The organism is Pseudomonas edaphica (assembly GCF_005863185.1).
GTDB classification, from domain to species: Bacteria; Pseudomonadota; Gammaproteobacteria; order Pseudomonadales; family Pseudomonadaceae; genus Aquipseudomonas; species Aquipseudomonas edaphica.
The window spans coordinates 1-2,520 of sequence record NZ_VBVZ01000777.1 but is presented as its reverse complement, the minus strand read 5'-3'; the positions used below and the strand labels follow the sequence as shown (position 1 = coordinate 2,520).

Here is a 2,520-nt window from a genome sequence, read left to right as displayed (position 1 = left end):
GCGTAGCCGACCCGAGCGAGATGGCCGGTGCGGTGCTGTTCCTGGCCAGTGATGCGTCCAGCTACACCACCGGTGTGTCGCTGAATGTGGACGGTGGCTTCCTGTCCTGACCTGACCTTCCAGGCACCGCAAAATCCCTGGGGTAGCAAGCTTACTGTGGCGAGCAAGCTTGCTTGCGCTGGGGTGCGAAGCGCCCCCAAAAATCGGGAGACTGCTGCACAGTCCAACGGGAGCAAGCTCCCTCGCCACACACTCAAGGGCGCTTGAACTGTTGGCGTAGCGCCTCTATGCGCGGGCGGCAAACGCAGCCCTCCAAGTGATCATTGACCATCCCCATCGCCTGCATCAGCGCGTACATCGTGGTGGGGCCAACAAAGGTCCAGCCGCGCTTCTTCAAGGCTTTGGACAAACGCACCGACGCCGGTGACGTCGGGTTGCCGGTCCAGTACGCCATGTCCACCACCGCCGGGCGTTCCTCGGGCGTGGGTTCAAACGCCCACAACCAGCGCGCCAGCGAACCGGTTTCGTCCACCAACTCACAGGCCCGGCGTGCGTTATTGATGGTCGAGACGATCTTCGCGCGGTTGCGCACGATGCCTGGGTCGTTCATCAGCCGCTCGATATCGGCCTCGGTGTAGTCGGCGACACGGCGAAAATCAAACCCTTCGAACGCCGCCCGAAACTGCTCGCGCTTGCGCAAAATGGTGATCCACGCCATGCCCGCCTGGAAACCTTCCAGGCAGATCTTCTCGTACAGTTGGATATCGTCTGCGACCGGCACACCCCACTCGGCGTCGTGGTAACGCGGGTACTCCGGTGCGGCCGTGCGCCAGGTGCAGTGAGTCTGGCCTGCTGAATCCGTGGTCAATCCTGGTTTGTCCATCGACTACCTCGCCAATCAAGGCGCGGATCATAAGCGAAAAAATTTACTGCCCGCCAACCGCTCAAGCATCACCCTTACCGACCAACTGGTCAGACCGGGACCTGACAACCGTCGAATATTTACTTGTGATTTGAAAAAAACCCAGCGTAGACTGGCCGCGCACTGGACATACCGGTAAGACCACAACAATTAAGCCCTGGAACCACCAGGGCACCGAATAGAGATCCCTCCCATGCTCAGATGGTGCTCGCGTTCGATTTTCCTGCAAGTCGTGATTGGCCTGATGTTAGGCGTTATCTGCGGCCTGGCCCTTCCCGAATTCTCCTCACAACTCAAACCCCTGGGTGACGGCTTTATCAAGCTGATCAAAATGCTGATTGGCCTGATCGTATTCTGCGTGGTGGTCAGCGGGATCTCCGGCGCCGGCGACCTGAAGAAGGTCGGACGCATTGGCTTGAAGTCAGTGATCTACTTCGAAGTGCTGACCACCGTCGCCCTCGTGATCGGCCTGATCATGGCCTTCAGCACGGGTATTGGCCAAGGCGCCAATATTCACTTGGAGCAACTGTCGTCCGCCGGTCTCAATGAGCTGGCCGACAAGGGCCAGCACATTCGCGGCACCAGCCAGTTCCTGATGGACCTGATCCCCAATTCGGTGATCGGCGCCTTTGCCGACAACAATGTGCTGCAAGTGCTGCTGTGTTCGGCAGCGCGCTGAACCTGGTGGGCGAAGCCGCTTCCGGCATCTCGCGGCTGATCAACGAGCTGAGCCATGTAATCTTTCGCATCATGGGCATGATTGTGCGTCTGGCGCCGATCGGTGTATTCGGCGCCATCGCCTTTACCACCAGCACCTACGGCCTGGATTCGCTGCAACACCTGGGCAGCCTGGTGGGTTTGTTCTATCTGACCTGCTTTGTTTTTGTCGGGCTGGTGCTGGGCCTGGTGATGCGTTTGTCCGGCCTGCGCATGCTGCCGCTGCTCAAGTACCTGCGCGAAGAGCTGCTGATCGTGATGGGCACCGCCTCCTCCGACGCGGTATTGCCGCAGATCATGCGTAAACTCGAGCACTTGGGCATTGGCAGCTCCACCGTCGGCCTGGTGATTCCGACCGGTTATTCGTTCAACCTCGACGGTTTCTCGATCTACCTGACCCTGGCCATCGTATTTATCGCCAATGCCACCGGGACACCGCTGTCGATGACTGATTTGCTGACCATCCTGCTGGTGTCGTTGATCACCTCCAAAGGTGCCCACGGCATTCCGGGCTCGGCGCTGGTGATTTTGGCGGCCACGCTGACCGCGATCCCGGCGATTCCGGTGGTGGGGCTGGTGCTGGTGTTGGCGGTGGACTGGTTCATGGGCATCGGCCGCGCGCTGACTAACCTGATCGGCAACTGTGTCGCTACCGTGGCCATTGCCCGTTGGGAAAAAGACATTGATATCCAGCGCGCCAACAAGGTGCTCGATGGCGAGCAAGGGTATGCCTTCCAGGCCAAGAAGCCGGTGCTGCCGGCGCATCAGGAATTCTAGCAACGCGATCCAACTGTGGGAGCTGGCTTGTCGGGTCGCCGCATCGCTGCGATAGCGGTGGGTCAGCCATAGAGATGTTGGCTGGCAGTCAGTCATCGCAGCGA

2 protein-coding genes and 1 pseudogene are annotated in these 2,520 nt (G+C 59.7%); 2 read left to right on the top strand and 1 reads right to left on the bottom strand.

From position 1 onward, the window contains the following. Window positions 1–110, top strand: a 110-nt coding sequence (locus FEM54_RS30350) for an SDR family oxidoreductase (protein ID WP_138454042.1), incomplete at its 5' end; no start/stop codon positions are given. 143 nt (window positions 111–253) lie between these two features. Here FEM54_RS30350 and FEM54_RS30345 read toward each other — a convergent pair. Next, window positions 254–883, bottom strand: coding sequence for a DNA-3-methyladenine glycosylase I (locus FEM54_RS30345; RefSeq protein ID WP_138454041.1), 630 nt, complete (start codon window positions 881–883; stop codon window positions 254–256). Window positions 884–1,100: 217 nt separating this feature from the next. On the opposite strand from FEM54_RS30345, the pseudogene FEM54_RS30340 reads away from it, so the two are divergent. Continuing rightward, a pseudogene (locus FEM54_RS30340) lies at window positions 1,101–2,416 on the top strand (C4-dicarboxylate transporter DctA). Window positions 2,417–2,520: the final 104 nt, after the last annotated feature.